General features: G+C 56.3%; 21 protein-coding genes and 3 tRNA genes. 9 read left to right on the forward strand and 15 right to left on the reverse strand.

All coding sequences use genetic code 11. The features are described from left to right. Positions 1-3 precede the first annotated feature (3 nt). On the reverse strand, positions 4-1,080 hold the full coding sequence (locus IEX04_RS16035) for a polyprenyl synthetase family protein (RefSeq protein WP_096256139.1): 1,077 nt from the start codon (positions 1,078-1,080) through the stop codon (positions 4-6). Continuing rightward, complete coding sequence (locus tag IEX04_RS16040) at positions 1,077-1,544, reverse strand: MarR family winged helix-turn-helix transcriptional regulator (RefSeq protein ID WP_096256138.1); 468 nt, start codon at positions 1,542-1,544, stop codon at positions 1,077-1,079. Before IEX04_RS16040 ends, IEX04_RS16035 begins: the two co-directional genes overlap by 4 nt. Before the next feature lie 118 nt (positions 1,545-1,662). On the opposite strand from IEX04_RS16040, the gene IEX04_RS16045 reads away from it, so the two are divergent. Together IEX04_RS16045 and IEX04_RS16050 are read left to right on the forward strand one after the other, a co-directional pair. Beyond that, positions 1,663-2,481 (forward strand): TspO/MBR family protein, encoded by an 819-nt coding sequence (locus IEX04_RS16045; RefSeq protein ID WP_188687158.1) that lies wholly within the window; start codon positions 1,663-1,665, stop codon positions 2,479-2,481. Beyond that, positions 2,478-3,941 (forward strand): SDR family oxidoreductase, encoded by a 1,464-nt coding sequence (locus IEX04_RS16050; RefSeq protein WP_188687159.1) that lies wholly within the window; start codon positions 2,478-2,480, stop codon positions 3,939-3,941. Before IEX04_RS16045 ends, IEX04_RS16050 begins: the two co-directional genes overlap by 4 nt. A gap of 4 nt (positions 3,942-3,945) precedes the next feature. Here the strand turns inward: IEX04_RS16050 and IEX04_RS16055 are convergent, their stop codons facing one another. The 6 genes from IEX04_RS16055 to IEX04_RS16080 form a co-directional block, all read right to left on the reverse strand. Next, positions 3,946-4,515 carry a MarR family winged helix-turn-helix transcriptional regulator gene (locus IEX04_RS16055; RefSeq protein WP_188687160.1) on the reverse strand — a complete coding sequence of 190 codons (570 nt, stop codon included), beginning with the start codon at positions 4,513-4,515 and terminating at the stop codon, positions 3,946-3,948. Between the two features lie 162 nt (positions 4,516-4,677). Further along, a tRNA-Leu gene (locus tag IEX04_RS16060) sits at positions 4,678-4,762 on the reverse strand. Positions 4,763-4,850: 88 nt separating this feature from the next. Next, entirely contained in the window at positions 4,851-5,345 is a 495-nt protein-coding gene (gene bcp / locus IEX04_RS16065) for a thioredoxin-dependent thiol peroxidase (RefSeq protein ID WP_096256136.1), read from the reverse strand. A 63-nt stretch (positions 5,346-5,408) separates the two neighbouring features. Beyond that, positions 5,409-5,484: transfer RNA gene (locus IEX04_RS16070), tRNA-Lys, on the reverse strand. 227 nt (positions 5,485-5,711) lie between these two features. Then, positions 5,712-6,662 (reverse strand): zeta toxin family protein, encoded by a 951-nt coding sequence (locus IEX04_RS16075; RefSeq protein WP_188687161.1) that lies wholly within the window; start codon positions 6,660-6,662, stop codon positions 5,712-5,714. 292 nt (positions 6,663-6,954) lie between these two features. Then, a tRNA-Lys gene (locus IEX04_RS16080) sits at positions 6,955-7,027 on the reverse strand. 172 nt (positions 7,028-7,199) lie between these two features. Between IEX04_RS16080 and IEX04_RS16085 the strand changes: the two genes are divergently transcribed. The 3 genes from IEX04_RS16085 to IEX04_RS16095 all read left to right on the forward strand — a co-directional run bounded on the left by IEX04_RS16085 (position 7,200) and on the right by IEX04_RS16095 (position 11,702). After that, complete coding sequence (locus tag IEX04_RS16085; RefSeq protein ID WP_096256134.1) at positions 7,200-8,138, forward strand: 2-hydroxyacid dehydrogenase; 939 nt, start codon at positions 7,200-7,202, stop codon at positions 8,136-8,138. Positions 8,139-8,334: 196 nt separating this feature from the next. Beyond that, entirely contained in the window at positions 8,335-10,152 is a 1,818-nt protein-coding gene (locus IEX04_RS16090; RefSeq protein ID WP_229677199.1) for an ABC transporter substrate-binding protein, read from the forward strand. Between the two features lie 59 nt (positions 10,153-10,211). Beyond that, on the forward strand, positions 10,212-11,702 hold the full coding sequence (locus tag IEX04_RS16095; RefSeq protein ID WP_188687163.1) for a malate:quinone oxidoreductase: 1,491 nt from the start codon (positions 10,212-10,214) through the stop codon (positions 11,700-11,702). A gap of 146 nt (positions 11,703-11,848) precedes the next feature. Here IEX04_RS16095 and IEX04_RS16100 read toward each other — a convergent pair whose 3' ends face one another. Further along, positions 11,849-12,742: an Ltp family lipoprotein gene (locus IEX04_RS16100; protein WP_229677200.1), complete on the reverse strand. Its 894-nt coding sequence runs from the start codon at positions 12,740-12,742 to the stop codon at positions 11,849-11,851. Positions 12,743-13,030: 288 nt separating this feature from the next. Here IEX04_RS16100 and IEX04_RS16105 point away from each other — a divergent pair, with 288 nt between their 5' ends. The 4 genes from IEX04_RS16105 (at position 13,031) to IEX04_RS16120 (ending at position 17,992) form a co-directional block, all read left to right on the forward strand. Continuing rightward, on the forward strand, positions 13,031-16,417 hold the full coding sequence (locus tag IEX04_RS16105; RefSeq protein WP_188687164.1) for an efflux RND transporter permease subunit: 3,387 nt from the start codon (positions 13,031-13,033) through the stop codon (positions 16,415-16,417). A 198-nt stretch (positions 16,418-16,615) separates the two neighbouring features. Then, positions 16,616-17,056 (forward strand): MarR family winged helix-turn-helix transcriptional regulator, encoded by a 441-nt coding sequence (locus IEX04_RS16110; protein ID WP_229677201.1) that lies wholly within the window; start codon positions 16,616-16,618, stop codon positions 17,054-17,056. 47 nt (positions 17,057-17,103) lie between these two features. Further along, the gene (locus tag IEX04_RS16115; RefSeq protein WP_188687165.1) at positions 17,104-17,526 is read left to right on the forward strand and encodes an organic hydroperoxide resistance protein; all 423 of its coding nucleotides are present in this window, start codon (positions 17,104-17,106) and stop codon (positions 17,524-17,526) included. Next, positions 17,519-17,992 (forward strand): DoxX family protein, encoded by a 474-nt coding sequence (locus IEX04_RS16120; protein ID WP_229677202.1) that lies wholly within the window; start codon positions 17,519-17,521, stop codon positions 17,990-17,992. The genes IEX04_RS16115 and IEX04_RS16120 overlap by 8 nt, the downstream gene beginning before the upstream one ends. Positions 17,993-18,112: 120 nt before the next feature. Here IEX04_RS16120 and IEX04_RS16125 read toward each other — a convergent pair whose 3' ends face one another. The 6 genes from IEX04_RS16125 to IEX04_RS16150 all read right to left on the reverse strand — a co-directional run bounded on the left by IEX04_RS16125 (position 18,113) and on the right by IEX04_RS16150 (position 22,807). Next, positions 18,113-18,835, reverse strand: a complete 723-nt coding sequence (locus IEX04_RS16125) for a TVP38/TMEM64 family protein (RefSeq protein WP_229677203.1) — start codon at positions 18,833-18,835, stop codon at positions 18,113-18,115. A gap of 164 nt (positions 18,836-18,999) precedes the next feature. Then, complete coding sequence (locus IEX04_RS16130) at positions 19,000-19,638, reverse strand: CueP family metal-binding protein (protein ID WP_229677204.1); 639 nt, start codon at positions 19,636-19,638, stop codon at positions 19,000-19,002. Positions 19,639-19,672: 34 nt separating this feature from the next. Continuing rightward, positions 19,673-20,278 (reverse strand): DUF305 domain-containing protein, encoded by a 606-nt coding sequence (locus IEX04_RS16135; RefSeq protein WP_188687166.1) that lies wholly within the window; start codon positions 20,276-20,278, stop codon positions 19,673-19,675. 96 nt (positions 20,279-20,374) lie between these two features. Then, positions 20,375-20,812: a hypothetical protein gene (locus tag IEX04_RS16140; protein ID WP_188687167.1), complete on the reverse strand. Its 438-nt coding sequence runs from the start codon at positions 20,810-20,812 to the stop codon at positions 20,375-20,377. Between the two features lie 274 nt (positions 20,813-21,086). Further along, positions 21,087-21,884 (reverse strand): ABC transporter, encoded by a 798-nt coding sequence (locus IEX04_RS16145; protein WP_188687168.1) that lies wholly within the window; start codon positions 21,882-21,884, stop codon positions 21,087-21,089. Beyond that, positions 21,881-22,807 (reverse strand): ATP-binding cassette domain-containing protein, encoded by a 927-nt coding sequence (locus tag IEX04_RS16150; RefSeq protein WP_188687169.1) that lies wholly within the window; start codon positions 22,805-22,807, stop codon positions 21,881-21,883. Before IEX04_RS16150 ends, IEX04_RS16145 begins: the two co-directional genes overlap by 4 nt. Positions 22,808-22,869: the final 62 nt, after the last annotated feature.

Genomic DNA, 22,869 nt, shown 5'->3' on the forward strand with positions numbered 1-22,869 from the left:
GGCTTAGTTACTCCGTGAGAGGATCAGCGCGGTACATTCGTGCAGCATGGCCTGCGCCGCGGCGGGTAAACGCAAGAAGGTGGCCGAGCGAGTGGCCGAGGTACACAGCTGGTGTGCTAGTTTGCGTGCGAACTGTTCGGCCCCTGATTCTTCGAGGGCACGGCGTAGGTCGCTGAGCTCGCTCTTTCCTGCCCGGTAGTGCGCTAACTGCGAGCTGAAGCCCTGCTGGCCATTGGCCAACGAGATCAAGATGGTGCTTTTGGCTTCGCGAAGATCCGAATCTACGGATTTTCCGGTAGCTTTTGGATCCCCAAAGGTTCCCAATACGTCATCAATGACCTGATAGGCGATACCTAGTTGGCAACCGACGTTTCCCAGAACCTCTGCTTGCTCTTTTCCTGCGCCGGCTAATAGTGCGCCTGCCTGCAAAGGAAGTTGGAAGGAATAGGCTGCGGTTTTCAGTTCTTCCATGCGTAGCACTTCGCCGGTGGTGGCCGGCTGCTGCGAGAGCGAGTAAAGCAGGTCTTCGAGTTCACCGGCACCGGCTTGGGCGATAGCACGGTGAAATGCTGCCTCCACCTCGGCCTCACAGTCCAGGCCCTGTGCGGAGCGGCCTGCGATTTTGATTGCTTCGGCCAATAGGAGGTCGCCAGCAATGATGGCGGCGCTGTTACCTGCGTGATCAGCGTCGACGCTGTCACGTCCCGCAGCCAGGGCAAGGTCACGGTAATGCGCTGAGAGAGTCGGCGCTCCACGGCGTACGTAGTCACGGTCCACGACATCGTCATGCATCAGCAGTGCGGTGTGCAGTAACTCGAAGGCGCATGCCAAATCAAACAAAGCCTTAGAAGCTACCCCGCCAAAGGCTTGATAGCCAAGTACTACTAAGGCCGGGCGGGTGAGTTTTCCGCCGTCGATACTTACCGAAATTTGTTCCCACAAATTAGCGGTGTATGCCGAATAGCTTGCGGCGCGGGTTTGAGCTTCGGTGACCAGCTGGTCTAGGTGCGTGCGAATCTCGGCCAAGGTCTGCGTATCTGCAAAGCTAGGCAAGGTGGCGTGGGCGGTGTGCGCGCTCATGATTTGTTACTCCGTGGCTGATTTTCTGCGGCAGATTCTAATACTTTGCAAAGTTGGGTCAGGAAGCCGAGCACGGTTTGCTGCTCGGCCTCGCCTAGTTCTCGAAACGCACGGTAGATACTGCGCAGGCGCAGTGCCGTCTGTTGCGGGATTCCCGGGAAATTTTCGCCATGCCGAATCAATGTTTTGCGTCGGTCGTGGCTGTGGGCTTCGCGGCGAATGTATCCGTGGGTGGCGAGCCGGTCCAGCACCGCGGTAATGGAGGCGGAGGTGAGCGACAAGCGTTCAGCTAGTTGTCCCGGGCTGAGTTGTTCGTTGATCCCTAGTGCGCGCAGTGCACGCAGGTCTGTTTCATTCAGACCGAGCTCTTTACGGTAGCCCTCTTCTGCGTCTATGTATGCTTCTTGGAACTGCTCCATCAGGCGCAGTACCTTCGAAGACCGGGCATCCGGTGGGGTTTCCATAAAGAACTTCTCTCGCTAGGTTGATTATTAGCTTCCCTAGATACATCATGGGTTAAGTATCTTGATTTGTCGACCCGACAATCGAGAAAACCGAACAAACAAACTTTCGGAGCAACTGATGAAGCAAGCTCGACAAGAAACTACCTCGGCGTCCTGGCCGGTGGTGATATTGGAAATCCTCGCCTTAGGAGCCGCAATTACTGCCGCTTTTATCGGCAGCGGAGCCATGGGCGGCACCCCGATTCAGGAGGCCGCCGGTGGATACCTCAGCGCAGATTCAACCTTGCTAGCCCCTTCAGGACCAGCCTTTTCCATCTGGAGTGTCATTTATCTAGGACTGGCAGTCTTTGCGATCTATCAGGCTTTACCCCAGGGCCGGCGTTCACAGAAGTTGCGTGCTGTGCGGGTTCCCGTGGCAGCCTCGGCATTGCTCAATGCCGCGTGGATCGCCGTGGTCCAGCTAGACCAACTTCTGGTAAGCACCATTGTGATTTTCATCTTGCTTGGGGTTTTGATCTGGATTTTACTGCGACTGGTGAACTTCGGCACCGCTTCACGAGCCGAACACTGGATCATGTGGTTAACCTTTGGCCTGTATCTGGGGTGGGTGAGCGTGGCGAGTATTGCCAACACCTCAGCACTTCTGTCCTCTTGGAATGTAGGAATTGATACAGCTTGGGCACCCTACGCTGCGGTAGTGCTCTTGCTCGTGGCAGCGATCATTGGTTTGGGCGTTACTGGATACACCCACGGAAAGATTTACACCGCATTGGCCATGACCTGGGGTATCGCTTGGATTGGGCATAGCCGACTGACCGGCACCAATCAATCAACACTCGTCGGATACGCCGCGCTAGTCATCGCAGCAGCGTTACTCATTGGCGCCCTGGCCATCGCCTTTTCACAACGCCACCGCACAGAATCGAGCCGACCATGAGCGTCATTGCCGTCACCGGGGCCACCGGCTACATTGGCGGGCGACTAGTCCCGTTACTGCTGGAACGTGGGCACCAAGTGAGGGTTTTCTCGCGCAATGAAGAACGCCTTCGCGATGTGCCGTGGCGCGCGCAGGTCGAGGTGGTCATTGGAACATTGGAGGACCCCGAAGCAGTGGCTGAGCTCTGCGCCGGAGCCGACGTGGTCTACTACCTGGTGCATTCCATGTCCAACACCAAGAACTTTAAGCAAGCCGAGGAAGACGGCGCACGCAACATGCTGCGTGCTGTGACCAAGGCTCAGGTAGGACAGCTGGTGTATCTGTCCGGGCTCCATCCAGAGGGAGAACTCAGCGATCATTTATCTTCGCGGGTGAGCGTGGGTCAGATCCTAGGTTCCGGCTCGGTTCCGTTGCTTACTTTGCAAGCCGGACTAGTCATTGGTTCGGGTTCTGCAAGCTTTGAAATGATCCGTCACCTCAGCGATGTGTTGCCAGTAATGCCGGCCCCGCGCTGGGTGCTCAATAAGGTCCAGCCCATAGCCGTGCGCGATGCTCTGCATTACTTAGCTCGCTGCGCCGAACTTCCGCACGGGGTGCAAGGGACCTACGATATCGGCGGCCCCAACGCCTATAGCTACGCGCAGCTGATGCGCAGTTACGCCTCCGAGGCCGGATTGCGTCAACCTTGGGTTATTGCCTTGCCGTTGCTCACCCCACGTTTGGCTTCGCATTGGGTCAATCTGGTCACTCCCCTGCCCCACACGCTCGCCGGAGCCTTAGTTGATTCATTGCAGCATGACTGCGTGATGCGCAACTGGGATATTGATGAGCTGATTGAACGCCCTGCTGGAGGCCTAACAGACTACCCGCGTGCGGTGGCGCTAGCCCTTGAGAAGATCCGTTCCGACTCGGTGGAGACTAACTGGGCCACCTCCCATCCGGTCACTGCTCCGGCTGACCCGTTGCCTTCAGACCCAGACTGGGCAGGACACCGGGTTTACCTAGATCAGCGGACCGCGCGTACCACCGCCAGCGCCGAAAGATTGTTTGCTGTGGTGGGGCGCATTGGTGGAGAAGCGGGCTACTTCACGTTCCCACTGCTCTGGAAAGCGCGGGGACTCATGGACAAACTCGCTGGCGGTGTGGGAATACGCCGTGGCCGTAGGCAACGCGAAAGCCTAGCCTTGGGAGATGTGGTGGATTGGTGGCGGGTTGAAGCTCTAGAACCTGGCCAGTTATTGCGTTTACGTGCAGAAATGCGAGTGCCCGGAAACGCGTGGCTTGAATTCCAACTAAGCCCGGAAGAAAACGGGCAGACGCGGCTCACCCAGCGAGCCATCTTCTTCCCCCGGGGACTATCCGGGCGCCTGTATTGGTGGTCGGTGTACCCATTTCATGGGCTCATCTTCTCCTCGATGCTGCGTAGCATCGTGTCGCAGGCCGAAGCCAGCAAGAACTAAACGATTATTTACCCGGCTCGGTAGCCTGCGGTTCATTCCCGTCAAGGCTATCTTGCAGGGCGTCGGAGGTGCCGGCGAGGAAACGAATCACTACATCACGTTCGGCGGAGCTCAAATTGCGCGCTACGTCGAAGCGCTTGGCGTGGTGACGTCCAACTTGTTCGCGGGCGGCGAGGTGGGTTTCTGCACTGACTTCCACCTGTTTGGAGCGCCGGTCGGTGGGATGTGGTTTGCGTATCACGTGTCCACCGGCTTCGAGCCGGTCAATCATCTTAGTCACCGAGGCGGTGGTGACGCCCAAGTGGCGTGCAAGCAGACTCGGGGTGACGGCTTCACCTGCGTGCTTAGCGGAAATCAATTGGCGGATGGCGCGCATATCGGTTTCGTTGAGCTTCATGTAGCTTTGGCTGCGAAGCATGATGCGCCGTTCCACCGCGCGCAACCGTCCAAATTCAGCCATGATGCGGTCGATTTGCTCTAGATCCTGCGCGGGAATATCGGCGCGGGGTATGATGGCTTGCTCTGGATCCGATTGCGCCAGACTAAACATCGTGGGCAGCTTTTCGCGCTCCACATTCCACCCCTTGAATTTCACTTACATCGTTTCCCGCGTGGGAACACTCTTCCAAAGCTTACTCCCGCGTTGCGTGGGAGCTATGTCACATAGGCTGCCCAAGTTTTTCGCCGGATACACAAAACCTCCCGAACTTTAGAAGTCCGGGAGGTTTTATATCTTTGGTGCGAGTAGAGAGACTTGAACTCTCACGTCCGAAGACACTGGAACCTAAATCCAGCGCGTCTACCAATTCCGCCATACTCGCTCGCGCTACACCGACTTGAAGCCCGGTAACTCGACCTCAATAAGCATAGCGGACTTTTTCACAGATATAAAATCGGCGAATCTTGGAGCTACTTTGGGTCAATCCCCAAGTCACGGCGAAGCTTTGCAACGTGACCTGTAGCACGCACATTGTACTGAGCTAGCGTGACCTTACCCTGCTCGTCGAGCACTACGGTGGAACGAATCAGGCCCTCGTAAGTGCGGCCATAGTTCTTCTTTTCGCCCCATGCGCCATAGGCTTCGGCGACCTTATGGTCTTCATCTGCCAGCAGTGGGAAGTTCAATTCTTCCTTGGCAACAAATTTGGCCAGCTTGGTCACGCCGTCCGGAGAAATTCCGAGAACTTCGTAGCCCAGGCCCTGCAGCGAGGATAGAGAATCACGGAAGTCGCAGGCCTGCTTGGTGCAGCCCGGTGTCGAGGCAGCTGGGTAGAAGTACACGATAGTCTTCTTGCCCTGGTAACTGGACAGCGAGACTTCGTTACCTTCGGCATCGCTCAAAGTGAAGTCTGGGGCCTGATCCCCTACTGCTAAGCGAGTAGGCGTGGTTGCTTCGTTGCTCATCGGTAGAACTCCTTTTGCTGGGTATACAAAAAATCCGATCTGAAGAATTCAGACCGGATCTAATGGTGCGCCCCTCGGGACTTGAACCCGAAACCTACTGATTAAGAGTCAGTTGCTCTGCCAATTGAGCTAGAGGCGCTTACTTCGCTCTGACTAGTCCGTTTCCGGAACATGTCTTTGCGACGTAGATAATCATAGGCAGAACTACCCCTAAAAGGAAAATCGGCCCCCCTCCCCCACCGATGGCATATAAATACTAGTCAACGGTGAAATGAAGACATTTTTGATGCGATTTCACGAAAAATCAATCAAAAATACCTGCGTGGCTTGAACCACATTTAGCGCCGAAGGCAATCCCGAAAGGGGTTAGACCCTGCTTTCAACCTCAAATTCAACCAGAGGTGCACCGCGTTCAGCACGGCGGAAGTCGCTTCGCAGTTGCCCATAGCCTGCCGCACCATTCAGCGCCTCACCGGTGGTGCGATACACGCGATATCGACGCACAGCAGAACATTCATTGGCCAAATGTTCAGCTACCGCTTCCGGCTTTGATTTATCGCCAGGTCCATTGAATACCTCTCGAGCGAATTCGTACGGTACCCACCGGGCACCTAAATCATCTTCACCGGCCAATGAGGCCTCGTGCATTTCTTCCCAGCGCTCGGTGATGCGCTGTTCAGAGACTTCATAAGGAACATGCGCCTCAATAATCTGCACGCTATAGCGTGCAGCGTCTAGGTCGCTGATCAACTCTAGAGCCGGCTTGAGCGAAGCGAGTACCTTGTCGACAACCAGGTTGTATCCCAAGTCAATGCAGTCGCTGCGTAGCTGCTCGGCAAGTATCGAAGATTCTTCATGAACCAGGGTGGCTAGGTCCAGGGGGAAGAATTCTTCACCTTGAGCTTCCAGATCTTTCACAATCTGGGGTTTGATCCATGATTCGTAGCTGCCGTCGGATTGCGCCTCGCGAAGCAGCGCCTCTTTGAATTCATCAGAATCAATGACCACATAGTGCTCTAGGTTCCCTTCAAGCACCTGGCCAAGGAGCGTGCTTTTGCCAGCTCCAGGAGGGCCCGCTAGAACCAAGGCACGCCGGTCTGCGCGAACTTCTGGCACGGCAGCTAAGAATTCGTTTTTTAGTTGTTCGTGTAGTTGCTTTCGCACATCGGTGGCCACCCAGTGGCCCGGCTCCACCTCGGTGAACCAGTCGGGGTTTCGCACGGTCACGTGCGCAGAATCTCTGGCCAAGGCTTCACCCGGCGCCGATAGGTCACTGACCGACTGGCGGTGTTGTTCAATTACTTCGTTATCTGCCAAGGCAGAAGCCCCCTCGAATCCTTAAAAATTCTGGCTCATGTCCGATCATACGGTCTTGGATCAGCAAGAAATGTTCCACAAACTAATCTATGGGGTTCGGCTGGAAATTTAGGGTAAGCCTGTACCGAGCAACCCACGTTTCGAGCTAAGTCCCAAAAAGTGTGTACAGAAACTTGCCAAAACAGATAACCATTAGGACTTACATCACCAGCAAATACTTTGAAAGCGGGCACCGTGGCAAAAGCTCTCGGAAATGCAAAAAGGCCGAACCGAAGTCCGACCTTTTCTACTGTGCGCCCCTCGGGACTTGAACCCGAAACCTACTGATTAAGAGTCAGTTGCTCTGCCAATTGAGCTAGAGGCGCCCGCTGCGATGTTCTAGAAGCTTTTTGTGCTTCGCGCTTTCGCAACGAGATAAAACTTTACCAGCTTTCAGCCGGAGTGCAAATCGAGAGGCATCTGCCTGCCGGTGACCTTCGTTACAGGAGATGACTTGGGGTTATTCCGTAGAGCTTCACAACTTTGTACAGTGAACCCATGAGCAACCAACGCACGGTTTCCTTCCCAACCCAAGAACTCCTCGACGCTGTCGGCCCGCTACCGGAGAACCTCACGCCGGTCATTTGGGACTTGGTTAATGAACCAGTTACAGACTTAGCACAGATTGATATTACGATCTTTCCGTACATGGCCTCCCCGCACAGCCTGCGCAACATCGGTCAGGCACCGAACGTCACCCATGTACAAACCCAGACCACGGGCTTTGACGGACTAGTTGATCTGGTCGGCGACCGTGCCAACATCACCACCGCTGCAGGAGTCCATGCGGCAGCTACCGCCGAGATGGCCGTGGGGTTGGCCATCGCCTCGTTGCGCGGGTTCCCACAAGCAGTACGCGATCAGGCCGAGGGCAAATGGAATCCCATGCAGTGGCGCGGACTGGCGGACCGCACCGTAGGTCTAGTGGGCGTGGGCGGCATAGGCGAGGAAATCCACAAACGTCTAGCACCCTTTGAGATCAACCTAATGCGCTTTGGTTCCCGAGCCCGTACCGATGAACACGGCGAAGTGTTGGACATTGATCAGCTAGCCCAGCGTGCCTCGGAGATTGAGGTACTAATACTGATCGTGCCGCTCAACGATTCCACCCACCATCTGGTGGATGCATCACTGCTCGCCAAACTTCCTGATGGTGCGCTAATCGTCAATGTGGCTCGCGGGCCGGTAGTTGATACCGACGCATTAGTAGCCGAGGTAGCCTCTGGCCGGCTCTCGGTTGCCTCAGATGTTTTTGATCCTGAGCCATTGCCGGCTGATCACCCGTTGTGGAAGTGCCCCAACGCATTGATCTTGCCGCACAACGGCGGAAATACCGCGGCATTCTTCCCTCGTATGGTCAAGCTGCTCAAAGGACAGCTCAAAGCATGGTCCGCGGGCGAACTCGGCGAAAACGCTGTGCACCAGATCACCCGCTAAGGCTTTTTAGCTAACAATTTGATGCTACTTTGCGGCATCCCGTCAGATACTCGGGGTGCCGCAAGTCGTGTGCGCTATCTTTGATAAATACCCAACCGTTCACCACCGAGAAATCTGCTGATTTCTTTTGGTTCGGTACCGCGACCATTTACCAGGAAGTCGAGTCTTCACTGTGCCTTCGAAGCAACACCATCTCGTGACGCGACGCATGATGCTCACCGGATCACTCGCTGCGACAACGTTGGCACTAGCTTCCTGCACTTCCAAGGACGGACAAGCCCAGGCTTCGGTGAGCGCCTCCCCCAGTAAGCAGGCTACCCCGCGCACGCTACGTCTAGCCTCTTCCGCTCCCCCGGTTTACCTGGATCCAGCCTTAGCCAATGACAGCGAGTCTTTCCGGATCACCCGCCAGGTCTATGAAACGCTGATTTCCATTGATCCAAATACTGGCAGCCCCATTGCCGGGCTCGCCGAAGCCTGGACCGAGAGTGAAGACGGACTGCGTTACACCTTCACCCTGCGCCGCGGTGTCACCTTCCATGACGGCAGCGCCTTCAACGCCAAAGCGGTCGTGGCCAACTTCAACCGCTGGGTCAAGCTGCCCAAACCCTTGGCGGAACATGCATCCGAAGGTTTCGGCCACGTATTCCATCACGAAGAAAATCTCCCGAAGCTGCCCACCGAGGCCGAGCTGAAACTGACGGTGGAAAAGGGCGAAGAGCTGAGCGAGGAACAGCGCACCGCGGAGACTCTGCGCTTGGCAGAACTTGAAAAACTTAAGACTGTTTTTGCCGGTGACTTATTCATTGGCAAATCTTCCGGAGGCAGCGCCAGCTACTTTGCTGGCGTCGAAGCCACCGACAATTACACCGTTACGCTGAAGCTGCGCCGACGCCGCGTAGGGCTCATCGAAGCGTTTACCCTCCCTGGCATGGCCATCGCCGCTCCGAACTCCCTGACCGGTGGACCTAAAGCCAATCCAGGCGAATCCCTGCTCACCGCGCCGATCGGTACCGGCCCGTACAAGTTTGTCTCCAATGCTGATGGCATTGTGAAGTTGGAACTCTTCGCCGGCTACTGGGACAAGGCAAAGCTGGGAAATAATCCCAACCACCCGCAGCTGGTGGAGGTCTCCTCCATCTCCTCACCGTACAACCGTGAAAGCGCGCTGATGGCCGAGGAAATTGACGGCTTTGACACGGTCTCGGTAGACATCATGCGCACCTTGGTACGTAATGCCAAGGTGGTAGTGCAACGTGACCCGTTCTCCGTGCTGTATCTCGGAATGGACCGACGAAACACCTGGTTGGCCAAGGCAGACTTCCGTAAGGCTATCGCACATGCAATTGACCGCGGCTCGCTGGCAGACAAGCTTTTTCTGCAAGGCTCCAAGGCCGCGCAGAGCATCTTGCCACCAACCTTTGGCGTTCCAGATCCTGAAGACACCATTACGCACAGCGTCGACAAGGCCAAGGCACTCTTGGCCGGCCTTGGCTACAAGGGTGAGCTCATTGAGTTTGCCTACCCGCTGCGGGTCTCACGCAGCTATCTACCGCTGCCCGAGCGCACCTTCGCCCAACTTGCCGAAGACTTAGCCACCGTGGGTATTCGAATCAAGCCGCGCCCGATTCCGTGGACCGATGGTTATGTGCAAAAGATTCGTTCAAAGGACTTCACCGGACTACACCTCTTAGGTTTCTCCGGCGGTTACCGATTGGAGGATGACTTTATTTCCGGAATTCTGGACACTAAAGAACATGAGTTCGGATACACCTCTAAGTTGCTTGACTCACAGGCTTTGGTGGCTCGTTCCTTGCCCGCTGGGGACGAACGTACCGCGGCTTTGACCGGCATTCTGAGGACACTGAACACGGATCTACCGCTGGTCCCGCTGGTATTTCCCATCTCCGCGTTGGCCTTCAACTCCAACGTCACTTACTACCCGTCCTCACCTATGCTCAATGAGAGCTATTTGGATGTGCAGATGACGAACTCACCTGCACTGTCCAGTTAACGATTTTTAACCGGTGCGCTACTGGGTCTAGGCTGTAGTAGAGCAAAGTACCACTGTCGATGGAGATCCTCGTGCCTTCTGAAACGTCAACCGAATCATTTGACGTAGTACTAATCGGTGCCGGCATCATGAGTGCCACCCTTGGCACCATGATCAACCAGCTGGAACCGACCTGGTCCATTGGTCTTTTCGAAAACCTGGACAAGGCCGGCGAGGAATCCTCCTCACCATGGAACAACGCAGGTACCGGTCACTCGGCACTGTGCGAACTAAACTACGCCCCGGCCAAGGCCGACGGCACCGTTGACCCCGCGAAGGCGGTTGGAATCAACGAGCAGTTCCAGGTATCACGCCAGTTCTACTCGTGGGCAGTTGAGAACAAGCGCGTCTCCGACGCGAAGTTCATCAACGCACTGCCGCATATGTCATTTGTTATTGGTGAAGACCACTCCAAGTACCTTCAGGCACGCTACGACGCGCTGAAGCCTAACGCCCTCTTTGGCGATATGGAGATCAGCACCGACCTGGACACCATCAACGATTGGGCACCGCTGGTTGCCAAGGGACGCGACGGCGCGCAGAAGGTCGCTGCCTCCCGCGTTACCTCCGGTACCGACGTTGACTTTGGCCGGCTCACCAAGGATCTGACCAACTCGTTGGCTTCCAATGGTGCTTCGGTGAACTACGGCCACAAGGTCAAGGGTTTGAAGCGCGACGGTGCTGGCTGGGCTATCACGGTGAAGAACAACGCCACCGGCGCGGTCAAGACCGTCAAGGCTAAGTTCGTCTTTGTTGGTGCAGGCGGCGGCGCACTGTCACTGTTGCAGCACTCTGGCATCGATGAGATCAAGGGCTTCGGCGGCTTCCCAGTCTCCGGACAGTTCCTGCGCTGCACCGATGAGACCATCATCAACCAGCACCACGCCAAGGTGTACGGACAGGCTTCGGTCGGTGCCCCACCAATGTCGGTGCCACACTTGGACACCCGCTTCGTCAACGGCGAGCGTTCGCTGATGTTCGGCCCATACGCTGGCTTCTCGATGAACTTCCTGAAGTCCACCACCCAGCTTGACCTGCCACTTTCGTTGCGTCCGCACAACATCATCCCGATGCTTGCAGTTGGCAAGGACAACATGTCACTGACCACCTACCTGATCAAGGAGGTGCTCAAGTCACGTGCTAAGAAGGATGAGGCTCTGGCCGAGTACTTCCCAGAGGCAGATGGCTCGAAGTGGGAACTGATCACCGCCGGTCAGCGCGTACAGGTCATCAAGAAGGATGCCAAGAAGGGCGGTGTCCTTCAGTTCGGTACCGAGGTCATCACCTCTTCGGATGGTTCGATCTCCGGTCTGCTCGGCGCCTCCCCTGGCGCCTCGACCGCGACCCCAATCATGGTTGGTCTGCTCTCGCGCTGCTTCCCGAAGCAGTTCGCCGGCTGGGAGTCGAAGCTGGCGGAAATGATTCCTTCCTACGGTCAGAAGCTGAACGAAAACCCTGCACTGTACGCAGAGGTTAAGGCAGCAACCGATAAGACTCTGGAACTGATCTAGTCTCTTAGCTACGCACAAGACCCGTTCACCGTTTTTGGTGAACGGGTCTTGTCCGTTAATAGCTGTGTGGATCAGACACCCTTTTATAGGCCCGTAGTACTCACCCCATAGGCAGCTTGCTTCTTGGTGTAGCCCTCGAAGATGAGCTAGTCGGTGAGACCAGATTTGGAGAATGAGGTGTAATCCAAATAGTCGGCTGCCTTCAACGCTGCCTGCTCATTCCAGTCGACGCTCACTCGCGCAACAGCCCATGTGGCATCGCTGTTTGAGTATCCTTCATATTCCAACTGTTTGATGAGCCCAGTCTTAGAAAATGCGGTGTAGTCCAAATAGTCACTGGCCTTGCTTAGGGCATTTTGTTGGCTCAGTGTTCCAGCCTCTTTTTCAGCCTTCGCTTCGGCTTCTGCTTGAGCGCTAGCCTCGGCCTTGGCTTTCTTTTCGGCTTCAACTTTGGCTTTCTTTTCAGCCTCGGCCTTATCCTTTTCCTCTGCTTCCGCCTTGGCACTAGCTTCGGCGGCATCCTTCTGTTCTTGCTCTGCGGCAGCCTTTTTTGCGCTGGCTTCCGCTTCGGCGCTTGCCGATGAAATAGTAGTCGGTTCTACTGTCGATTCCAGGGTGGCGTTGGCCTCCACCGCACTTGGACTTGGACTTGCAGCAACCGGCGCGGGTTGCTCATCACCTGCTCCGCCCAGTGCCCCGATGACACCAATAACGAGGACACCAGCAACCACGCCAAGACCAATTTTCTTTCCACGACTCAGTGGTCGCTTCTTTGGCTTGTGCCTGGACGCCATATCCGGTGCAATCCGCTGAGAGGTTTCTGGTGCATCCCAGGCGGGCATCACCGACATATACAGGTAGGGATTAGCTTGATATTCAATTGGAGGTTCGGATGCCGCACCAGTCGTGGATTCGACCCACATAGGCCAACCAACTGGTGGCGCGCCCCACGCACGTTCCGGAATCCAATCAGCGGCCGGTACAAAATCCTCCGGCAGGTAAGCACGCCATGCAGGCGGTGGGTTGAAAAGAATTGACATGATGCCCCCTAGAACATTCAACGAGTGTCCTTGGCCGGTGGAATATTATTCGTGACCAAGTAGCCCTGAGCATAGGATCAAGCACCGACAAAATGACCCCAGTCCTCTCTTTGGTGTCACTTCATGTGCTCAGGAACAACCGCGACTACGAGAACTTTTTGAACAGTCATCGTCAACCCTTTGGATGATATTGGGTGGTTTACATCTCTTAGAGACCGTTGCGCGCTAACAACCAACTAAAGTTGTTTTAAACCCCTCACTTCGCGACACCGCTAGGACTACACCCGCATGCAGCGCTTGGCCACCTTGTCATTAAAGAACCGGGCGCTCATTGCGCTCATCACGGTTTTTGCCGCCGTTTTTGGCGTGATCTCTATGGGATCTTTGAAGCAAGAACTCATTCCTTCCATGGAATTCCCGCAGATCTCGGTGATGGCCACCCAGATGGGCGCCAGCCCCGATGTAGTGGACGAGCAGGTTGCAGCTCCACTAGAGACCGCACTGCAAGCAGTCGAAGGACTTGAATCTTCTACCGCTACCTCGCAGGCCGGTTTCACCCGTATCGCGCTGACCTTCGAGTACGGTACCGACATGGACCGCGCGCGTGCTCAGGTTGAGCGTGCCATCTCCAACGTCAAATCCCAGCTTCCGGAGAATGTTGAGCCTACCGCGCTAGCCGGCTCCATTGCCGACCTACCGGTATTGATGCTTGCTGTCTCCTCGGATCAGTCATTGGAAGCGCTGAACGATGATGTTGAACGCATTGCGCTGCCTAAGCTGCAGAAAATTGATGGGGTACGTGAGGCTTCGGTTTCCGGTGGCGCTTCCCAGCACATTGCGGTGATTCCCGATGATGGAAAGATGAGTCAGTCCGGATTGACCGTGGCTGATTTGAAAGACGGCATCGAGAATGCCGGTTCACCTATGCCTATCGGCAATATGAACGTTGATGGTCTGGAACTGCCGGTCATTGCCGGCTCTACCCCCGATAGCTTAGACGCCATCAAGAACATCCCACTGGTCACCGACAACGGTCCGGTACTGCTCAAGGATGTTGCCAAGGTTTCTGTCGAAGCCGATAAAGCCACCAGCGTCACCCGCACCAATGGTGAAGAGACCCTGTCTATCCAGGTCACCAAAACCCCAGCCGGTGACACCGTAGGGATCTCCCATGCAGTCAACGCGATGATTGCTGATCTGGAATCTGAGCTTGGAAACAAGGCGAAGATGACCACCATCTTTGATCAGGCACCATTTATCGAAGACTCCATCAGCCACCTTGCGCTGGAAGGCGCACTAGGTCTTGGCTTCGCAGTGATCATCATCCTAGTTTTCCTCTTCTCGGTACGCTCCACCCTGGTCACCGCGATCTCCATCCCGCTGTCCCTGCTGGCCACCTTCATTGGGATGAACGTGTTCGGCTACACCTTGAACATGCTCACCCTAGGTGCACTGACCATCTCCATTGGCCGCGTGGTGGATGACTCGATTGTGGTAATCGAGAACATCAAACGACACCTTTCCCACGGAGAATCTAAGGCCCAATCCATCTTGCTTGCGGTCAAGGAAGTGGCAGGCGCAATTACCGCCGCGACACTGACCACGGTGGCGGTGTTCTTACCTATCGCGATGGTCGGCGGCATGGCCGGTGAGCTATTCAGTCCCTTCGCCATGACCATGACTATTGCGCTGCTTGCCTCGCTGTTGGTCTCGTTGACCATTGTTCCGGTGCTCGCTTACTGGTTCTTACCGCACCGCCCGGGCACAGGGGTAACCCGCACCGTACACGTGGCCGAAGATAAATCTTGGTTGCAGCGACTTTATGTGCCGGTACTCAACGGCACCCAGAAGCACCCGGTGATCACCTTGCTGGCATCGGTAGTGATCCTTGCCGGCACCGTGGCGATGACTCCACTGCTGAACACCAACTTGCTGGGCTCCACTGGCGAGAACTCGATCTCGGTCACCGCAAAAATGCCTTCGGGTACCGCGCTGGGCACCACATTGAAGGAAGCGGACAAGGTTGAAGCGAAGCTTCAGGACATCGACGGAATCGAAGATGTTCAGATGACCGTTGGCAGCGCCAGCGGCATGGCTGCCATGTTTGCTTCCGGCGCCGATACGGCAAGCTTCACCGTGATCACAAACCCTGATGTTGATCAGGAAGAATTGACCAACACGGTACGCACTCAGGTTGAGTCGCTGGATCTTTCCAAGGACTTGACGCTCAGCTTCGGTTCCAACTCCTCGGCCATGATGTCCAGCGATGTCACCGTCGAGGTGAAGGCACCGGATGAAGAGATCCTGCGTGAGGCCACCGACAAGATGCGTGAGGCGCTAACCGGCACCGAGCACGTCACCGGGATTAGCGACAATCTCTCGGCTAAACGTGAACAAGTCTCCATTGATATCAATGCAGAAAAGGCCGCAGAAGCAGGGTTGACAGAAACTCAGCTCGCCGGAATGGTCGCTTCTCAGGTCTCGACCGTCCCGGCCGGCACCCTGCGCCTGGACTACACGGATATGACCGTGCAGATTGGTGAAGGCATGGATCTGAACGGTCTGACCAAGCTGCGCGAGCTACAGATCCCTACTGCTACCGGAATTGTTCAACTGCAAGATCTTGCCAAGGTGGATCGCACCGAAGTCGTCCAGCAGGTCACCACCTCCAATGGTGAACGCATTGCTACCGTCACGTTGACCCCAGCAGAGAATATGCTCGGTGCGGTTTCCAAGGATGTCACAGAACGTCTGGATTCCGTGCAGCTTCCTGAGGGCGCCAGTGTCGAGCTTGGTGGCGCGGCCACCGAGCAGGCTGACTCCTTCAACCAGCTCTACCTCGCACTGCTAGCTGCCATCGCGATTGTTTACGTGATCATGGTGGCAACCTTTAAGTCCTTGATTCAGCCACTGGTTCTGCTGGTATCCATTCCATTCGCCGCCACTGGCGCCATTGGCCTGCTGCTGATTTCGGGCATCCCACTGGGTCTGCCATCACTGATCGGTATGTTGATGTTGGTGGGCATTGTGGTGACTAACGCAATTGTGCTCATTGACCTGATCAACCAATACCGCAGAGATACGCTCGAGCGCCCTGCAATGCCACTGGACCAGGCGATTATGCAAGGTGCCCGGCAACGTCTGCGCCCAATTTTGATGACCGCCTTGGCGACCATCTTCGCGCTGGTTCCTATGGGACTGGGCCTCACCGGCCAATCCGGGTTCATCTCCCAGCCATTGGCTGTGGTGGTCATTGGTGGCCTGGTGTCCTCGACCTTGCTGACACTGATTCTGGTTCCGGTGCTCTACCGGCTGGTGGAGTCGCGCAAGGAAAAGCGCATGTTGAACCGTGCGGCGCGTAAGCACTCGACTGAGCAGCACACCACAGCTCAGGACCTTGCGTTTGCCATGGATGGCGCTAGTGCCAAGATCTCCTCCGCTCCGGAGGCAAAACCCGCTCCGGCGCCGGTAAAGAAGTCTTCCAAGCGCACTGCTGAAAAAGTCACTGAAAAACCTGCTAAGGACGCAAAGCCAGCTTCAAAGCAACCGGCCAAACCTGTGAATCCTTCCGAGCAGGTAGTTAATCCCCTCACCGGGCAGATTCCGGTCACCCGTAAGGAACGCCGCGAGTTCGAGGAAATGATGAACAAGGCTAACGAAAAGCCCAAGGAGTAGTCACTTCGGCTGGTGAAGCAAACGGGTCTGCAACCACTTTTTAGTGGTTGCAGACCCGTTTGCTTTTGGCGCACGCGTCAGCCCTGAGCGCTCCCCGATCCGTTGTTTTAATGCTGCACCTCGACTTGCGGTATTGGGGAGAGCCATTAATTCTCAATTTACGTTGCGCACAATCGAATTGTGTGCAATTCTTATTCCATGGCAATAGTCGATGAGATGGTCTGTTTCGCTCTGTACTCCGCGAGCCGGGCAACTACCCGGGCATATACGGAGCTGCTGGCACCATGGAAACTGACGTATACCCAGTACCTCGTACTGGTCATTTTGTGGACCGAAGGCACAAAGCCGGTCCGCGAACTAGGCGAAATGCTGCAGCTTGATTCAGGTACGTTGTCACCGCTGCTGCGTCGCATGGAAGACAAAGAATTTATTGTCCGGGAACGCGACGGGCAAGACAGCCGTATCGTCAATGTCAGCCTGACTTCCAGCGGCAACGCGCTGCGCCAAGACCTGGCGCACATTCCGGCACAGATCGCCTGCGGTACCGGACTCCCGGATCTCAAGGCGGCGCAGGCCCTGATCGATTCACTGCACCGGGTCACAGAATCAATGCAAAAGATTTCTTCCCCCGGCACCTAGGCCGAGGAAAGAGCACACAATCCTTAACCACACCGAAAGGCAACATCATGGAATCTTTGTACACTGCAGAGTCACTCTCCACCGGCCACGGACGTGAAGGACGCGTGAAGACCGCTGATGGCAAGCTCGATTTGAACCTGACTCCCCCAAGTGAATTGGGCGGCTCGGGAACCGGGACCAACCCGGAGCAGCTCTTCGCCGCGGGCTATGCCGCATGTTTCCATTCGGCACTTCATTCGGTGGCCCGCAGCCGCAAGATCAAGATCGAGGACTCAAGTGTCGGCGGACGAGTCCACTTGCACCGCGACGGTGACAGTGGATTTAAACTCTCCGTCGAGCTTGAAGTAGTCATACCCGAAATGGATCACGCACAGGCTCAAGAGCTGGCAGATGCGGCCCATCAGGTTTGCCCGTACTCCAACGCAACCCGCGGCAATATCGATGTTGCCGTCACCGTCAGCGATGACTAAGAGACCCGCGCCAGGTTCCATACCTGAAGCCAAGCCGCTGGGATTTGCCCGCCATGGCGCGCGCATTATTCTGGGCTCATTTCTGACCTTTGCCGGAATTGGCCATCTCACCTTTGCCCGCGAGGAGTTTCAGGCGCAAGTTCCCCACTTCGTCCCGCTGGATCCGGATCTGACCGTAGTGCTCTCCGGCGTGGCGGAGATCGGGTTAGGGCTCTCGGTACTGGCACTGCTCAAAAAGCGGGTCCATGTGGGCTGGATCGTTGCAGTCTTTTTCCTCGCGGTCTTCCCCGGAAACCTGATCCAGTGGCAAGAAGGCCGCGATGGATTTGGACTGGATACGGATGCTAAACGCTTCACCAGGCTCTTTTTCCAACCGGTATTGATTGCGTTGGCATTATGGTCAACGGCCGCGTGGCGCGATCGCGCGCACCTGCGCCGCGATAAGCAATCGCCAACGAGAGCCTAGCCAGCACTTAGCGCAAAAAGAAAAGTTCGCACCGCAATCCGGTGGCATCGTGCCACCGGATTGCGGTGCGAACTTCGTTAAGTGCTTATGTCAGCGTGCAATATCCGGGCAGCTCAGGGACTAAGTAGTCGGTGCTTCCAGGGTCGCAGCTTTCCCTTGGCGGCGCCACCGGAGGTAAGCCCAGATGGTCAGGATCGCTACGGCGATCCAGGCAACAATGATGACCGCCCCATGGAAGAATGAGGGCACGGCAATGAATGCCCCGATGGCGACCAAGGACAACTGCCCGGGGATCACCGCCAGCGTGCTGGCCACTAGATACTCGCGTTGCGTGATCCCGAAGGCTCCACTGCCGTAGTTCACCGGCCAATAGGGAATGCCTGGCATTAGCCGCAGCATGAACACTGCCAGCAGTCCACGGGACTCCAACTTCCGCTCAACCGTGGCAGCATGCCTCCCCAGAAACCGGCGTACCGTCTGCCGGCCGAGCGCCCGGGCAATCCAATAGGCTCCCCAGCTGCCGAGCATGACCCCGATGAGGGAGTAGATGGTGCCTTCGAAGACTCCAAAGAGCAACCCTCCGGCGGTGGCCATAATAGTCACCGGAATCGGGGTTAATGCCACCAAGGCATAAGCTCCGATGAACAACAGCCGAGTAGTCCAGGTGGTGGCATCCGCCGTATTTCTGATCTCTTCAATGGTTGGCAGATGGACGTTGAACGCCAACCAGATCATCAGCAGAAAAACTGCGATCAGCGCACCGTTGCGTGCATAATTCACCCATAAGGAGGTGGTGGCTTCCGGCTCGTCTTCATTGGGCAGCGGTGCCTGCTGGTTTTCCATTCTTGTAGCTTATCGGCAACCTCTGGCCGTAACGCATTCCGGTGCTCACGCAGCATCGGCTCGCGCAGTGTGAGTTGGCGGCTGCGCAAAGAGATCCAGTATTCGAGGCCACCAGTCATCGCTGACGGCAGCCCCGAATACCGGAGCCTTGCGAACCGCTGGGGCTATACCAGTTGCAGCTGCGTCAAGCAGGTGGCATTCGTGGTCCCTGCGGTAGATACGGTGCTCTTCGCGGTTTTACCCTCGTAGGCAAATTCCAGATCCACGGTGATTCCGCGTGGAACCCAGAGTCCAATGAATCCATTGTCGAAGGTTTCCATGGACTTGTTCACCAGCACCTCACCTGTTTCCGCGTTGCTGGCCTTCACTTCGACTTCCTCGCCATACAGCTCCCCCAAGCATGTAGTGAGGCTGTGGAAATGGCAGCTGTGCGTCTGGTTCACATACGGCGCTGCTGAAAGATAGTACTGATCCTCGGGCATCGGCAGTCCAGCGGTTCGGCCCGACTGATGGGTCAGCACCAGCTGGGATGGCTGCACTTGGGCGGTGAATTCAGTAGGCCGTTGCTCCGTGGGCAACCTATCAAGCTTGTCTATCGCCTGCTTGGCGTCGAGTCCTTCAAGGCCCAACTCGGCGAGGAAATCTCCGGTATGCTCGGCGTCAACCGCCATCTGCCCAGCCTGGGAGTCCGGCTCGGGCGCACTGCTGCAGGCGGTTAGTGCAGCAAGAGCAACGACCGCTACGGCCGCTGTTTTAGCCACTCGTCTGCCAATGCCGCGATTCATCGCAAGTTCTCTGGACATGTTTTGCCTCGTTCCTTCCTGATTCGTAGTTCGATTACAGCGCTGCCAGCAGCTGCTTCATCTCGTGAATTTCGTCATTCTGGGATTTGACGATGTCCTGCGCTAAATCGATGGCCGCCGGGTAGCTTCCTTCGTTGATCTCAGTTTCAGCCATATCCACGGCACCTTCGTGGTGGGTGATCATCTGTTCAAGGAATAACTTTGCGGCTTCCTTTCCGGAAGCCTCCTTGAGTGCTTTGATTTCATCTTCCGGGATCATGCCGTCGCCATGTTCCATGCTTGAGTGGTCCATTGAATCGGACATGCCCCATTCGGCAAGCCAGCGGACCATGCGTTCAATCTCCGGCGATTGCGCAGTCTTGATCCGTGTGGCCAAGGCCTCGATATCTTCGGGGATGCTCTTCTTTTCCAGGAGAATATCGGACATTTCGATCGCCTGTTCATGGTGCATTTTCATGCCTGAGGCAAAGGCCATGTCTGCATCGTTTGCGGCGACTGACTGCGACATGGAGTGGCCCGAGTGCGAGGTGGAGGCCGAGGGACTTTGCGCCGGCGCCTCTTGCAGATCGGCGGCGCAGCTTGCCAGCAAAAGTATGGAACTCAATGCCAGGGCGCTGGAAAATAAGGTCTGTCGTTTCATTATTGGATCTCCGAGGGTGTTTGAGAACGTGTATGGCGCCAATATCAGATGACGCCTAAGTCTTGGCACAGCGGGCTATGGACGCCCACAGGGTGCTCACGTTCTACAGATACCCAAAGCGGTGAGATTCGGCTTATTTCGCAAAATCCCGCGAGCCAGTTTCAAAGCTGGACTGCTTTTTGAGTTCTTTGGTTTCGCGGTCTGCAGAATTCGTGGTGGCCTCAGGAAAAGCAAGAAGGCCAGCAACGCTAAGATGCATCCTGCAGCAGCCACTTCATGGCCGGTTGGGCAGTCAGCACACCCTTGCACCGCGCCATGTCCGATGACCTCAATCGACGAATGGTGCATAGGCAGCTCTGTAGCCAAGGTATTTTGTGCAGCAGGCACCATGGCGGAATTTGCGCCGGGGTGGTGCAAAACGTGCATCGAAAATAGCCCTAGGGACAAGGCGCTAATCAGCAATACCAAATGAATAATAGCAAGCGGGGAACGAAACCGTTCGCTGGCCATAGTTTCGAGATTGGTGGTGCTCATGCCCCTTACGTTACCCACACGCGGCAAGCACATCGAAAGGACTAAGCGCAGATGACACATGCTCGCTTCAGCGATGGCCAATCATTTGACTACGGAAGTGATATTTTTGTTAATAACTTCGCCTCTGAATTTGAGGATTTCACCGGCAAAGAGGCCTTCTAGGACAGTTAGGTTCTTGTTCAGGCCCCGAACAACGCCGAGGATTCAAAAATTGGTTGCGGACAACTGAACCGCGTCTGCTCGCCATTGAGCCCGCTGTCGTTTTGCCCCTGTTTTACGCATCACGCAATCTCAGGGAAATCCACCCCGCACCGAGCAGTGCGACGCTCCAGGCGATGAGCACCAACAACGCCACCTCGGGCCCATAGGGTTCGCTGGCGCCGGTAGCCATGAGTGTTGCAGCATTGGTGGGCAGGTACTGGATCAACGTCTGGACCCAGTGGATCGGGATTATTTGCAAGATCTGAGGCAGACCTACAACTAGCGCGATGGCCGAGACGATCGCTCCGGCGGAGTTTCGGCACAGCAGGCCGAGACCCAGCACCATCAAGCTCAGCAAGCCAAGGTAAATGCCCGCACCAAGTGAAGCGGAGATTAAGTCCGAGAATCCAAATTCTCCATATTGCTCGGCGCTCAGCGCGGTGGGGATCGTCCCCACAAGGATCAGGCCCACCCCGGCAAGAAAGCCGAGCACCGCGAGCAGTACCGCCTTGGCGCCGAGCGTGGTTCCGCGGCGCGGCACCGACTGCAAGGTGGTGCAGATGCTCCCGCTGGAGTACTCGTTGGTAATGTGCAGGGCTGCCGCCGCCGCAAAGAACAGCTGCCCGAATTGCAGCGTGGCGAACACCAGCAGCGGGGCTGGCATGGCGGTGTCGAAGCCGTTGTCGCCGCTGGCTTTTGCACTGGCGCCCAGCAGCAGCCATCCCAGCGCGATGGTGACCAGGAGGCCCGAAGCATAAAGCCCCACCAAGGTACGCAATCCGAAAAATTTGGTGGTTTCGGCTCGAGCTGCCGCCAGCAACGAACCGGCAAAGTTTACACTTTTGGATTCATTGATCATCAACGTGCTCATTTTGTCTTCACTCCACCAGTTAGTTCGGCGGAGTAGTCCACCGTGTCATGCGTCAATTGTTTATATGCGTTTTCCAGCGAGCCATGAATAATGCTCAGTTCATGCAGTTCGATTCCTCCGGCAAAGGCCAGCGCACCGATGCGCTCAAGGGGCATGCCGATGACCTCCAGATGGCCTTCCCCGGCGTTGTTGACTTTGGCTCCTTGCTGCAGCAGAAGTCCGGCGAGAGCACTCGCTCGCGGGGTACGCACGGTGATGAGCTGTTGGGTGAATTCCTGGATCAACTCTTGGGTGGGCGCTTCGGTGATGAGTTCTCCGCGGCCGATGAGAATCAAATGGTCAGCAACCTGCTGGACCTCGCTCATCAGGTGGCTGGAGACGAAGATGGTTCCGCCTGCATCCGCGCGGGTGCGCATTAGCTGCCTGATCCACAAGATGGCTTCGGCATCCAGTCCGTTCATCGGTTCGTCCAGGATGAGTATCTGCGGGTCCCCCAGCAAGGCGGCGGCGATCCCCAGGCGTTGCCGCATGCCCAGAGAGAATCCTCCAATGCGTTTGGTGGCCACGGACTGCAGCCCAACTTCGGCGAGCGCCTGCTCCGCCCGGCGAACTGGGATCCGGTTGCTCTGCGCTAAGGCTTTGAGGAAGGTACGCGGAGTATGACCGGGATGACCGGCGGTCCCGGAGATGTGCGCGCCTACGGTGTGCAAGGGATAACGCAGCTTTGCGTAGGGAACTCCGTTGACCAGCGACTTCCCAGCTGTGGGTGAGTCAAGGCCGAGGATCATGCGCATGGTGGTGGATTTTCCTGCCCCGTTGGGTCCGAGGAATCCGGTGACCTTTCCTGCTGTGATATCTACGCTCAGTTCATTCACTGCGCGGGTGCTGCCGAAATCCTTAGTCAGTGCTTCGAGGGTGATCATGGTGTGCTCCTTAGGTTCTGCTGCTAACCCTAGGAATTAACTTGTCCCTGCACACCGGCCGT

This window comes from Glutamicibacter ardleyensis (assembly GCF_014644555.1).
GTDB classification, from domain to species: domain Bacteria; phylum Actinomycetota; class Actinomycetes; order Actinomycetales; family Micrococcaceae; genus Glutamicibacter; species Glutamicibacter bergerei.

Excerpts from the sequence above, each read along its gene's own strand:
- IEX04_RS16035 (WP_096256139.1), bottom strand. The coding sequence starts at position 1,080 with ATGAGCGCGCACACCGCCCACGCCACCTTGCCTAGCTTTGCAGATACG.
- IEX04_RS16040 (WP_096256138.1), bottom strand. The coding sequence starts at position 1,544 with ATGGAAACCCCACCGGATGCCCGGTCTTCGAAGGTACTGCGCCTGATG.
- IEX04_RS16045 (WP_188687158.1), top strand. The coding sequence starts at position 1,663 with ATGAAGCAAGCTCGACAAGAAACTACCTCGGCGTCCTGGCCGGTGGTG.
- IEX04_RS16050 (WP_188687159.1), top strand. The coding sequence starts at position 2,478 with ATGAGCGTCATTGCCGTCACCGGGGCCACCGGCTACATTGGCGGGCGA.
- bcp (WP_096256136.1), bottom strand. The coding sequence starts at position 5,345 with ATGAGCAACGAAGCAACCACGCCTACTCGCTTAGCAGTAGGGGATCAG.
- IEX04_RS16085 (WP_096256134.1), top strand. The coding sequence starts at position 7,200 with ATGAGCAACCAACGCACGGTTTCCTTCCCAACCCAAGAACTCCTCGAC.
- IEX04_RS16095 (WP_188687163.1), top strand. The coding sequence starts at position 10,212 with ATGGAGATCCTCGTGCCTTCTGAAACGTCAACCGAATCATTTGACGTA.
- IEX04_RS16100 (WP_229677200.1), bottom strand. The coding sequence starts at position 12,742 with ATGTCAATTCTTTTCAACCCACCGCCTGCATGGCGTGCTTACCTGCCG.
- IEX04_RS16105 (WP_188687164.1), top strand. The coding sequence starts at position 13,031 with ATGCAGCGCTTGGCCACCTTGTCATTAAAGAACCGGGCGCTCATTGCG.
- IEX04_RS16110 (WP_229677201.1), top strand. The coding sequence starts at position 16,616 with ATGGCAATAGTCGATGAGATGGTCTGTTTCGCTCTGTACTCCGCGAGC.
- IEX04_RS16115 (WP_188687165.1), top strand. The coding sequence starts at position 17,104 with ATGGAATCTTTGTACACTGCAGAGTCACTCTCCACCGGCCACGGACGT.
- IEX04_RS16120 (WP_229677202.1), top strand. The coding sequence starts at position 17,519 with ATGACTAAGAGACCCGCGCCAGGTTCCATACCTGAAGCCAAGCCGCTG.
- IEX04_RS16125 (WP_229677203.1), bottom strand. The coding sequence starts at position 18,835 with ATGGAAAACCAGCAGGCACCGCTGCCCAATGAAGACGAGCCGGAAGCC.
- IEX04_RS16130 (WP_229677204.1), bottom strand. The coding sequence starts at position 19,638 with ATGTCCAGAGAACTTGCGATGAATCGCGGCATTGGCAGACGAGTGGCT.
- IEX04_RS16135 (WP_188687166.1), bottom strand. The coding sequence starts at position 20,278 with ATGAAACGACAGACCTTATTTTCCAGCGCCCTGGCATTGAGTTCCATA.
- IEX04_RS16140 (WP_188687167.1), bottom strand. The coding sequence starts at position 20,812 with ATGAGCACCACCAATCTCGAAACTATGGCCAGCGAACGGTTTCGTTCC.
- IEX04_RS16145 (WP_188687168.1), bottom strand. The coding sequence starts at position 21,884 with ATGAGCACGTTGATGATCAATGAATCCAAAAGTGTAAACTTTGCCGGT.
- IEX04_RS16150 (WP_188687169.1), bottom strand. The coding sequence starts at position 22,807 with ATGATCACCCTCGAAGCACTGACTAAGGATTTCGGCAGCACCCGCGCA.